The organism is Mesorhizobium sp. Primo-A, assembly GCF_003997175.1.
GTDB classification, from domain to species: domain Bacteria; phylum Pseudomonadota; class Alphaproteobacteria; order Rhizobiales; family Rhizobiaceae; genus Mesorhizobium; species Mesorhizobium ciceri.
Genome location: NZ_RZTG01000077.1, coordinates 1 through 333 on the forward strand (window position 1 = coordinate 1; position 333 = coordinate 333).

Below are 333 nucleotides of genomic sequence, written 5' to 3' on the forward strand. Positions count from 1 at the left end.
CCGCGCAAGCGGAAGACGCCCAGCCCTTCATCACCAACAAGGATGTCGACCTGACGATGATCCTGCCGCCGCCGCCGGCAAACGATTCGGCACAAACCAAGGCCGAACTCGGCGAGGTGCTGACTTTGCAGGTCACGCGCACCCCGGAGATGGTCGCCAGCGCGGTGGCCGATGCCGAGGAGAATGTCTGGCGCTTTGCCGACGTGATGGGGCCGAAATTCAACAAGGAAACGCTGCCGAAATTCAGCGCCTTCTTCGATCGCGTGGTGGCTACCGAAGGCGCTGTCGTCGATCCCGCCAAGGATGTCTGGAAGCGCCCGCGCCCGCATCAGC

1 pseudogene is annotated in these 333 nt (G+C 63.7%); it reads left to right on the top strand.

Annotation, left to right across the window (positions count from 1 at the left end):
• Nucleotides 1-333: pseudogene (locus tag EOC83_RS32670) on the top strand (phosphatase PAP2 family protein); the annotation flags it as partial.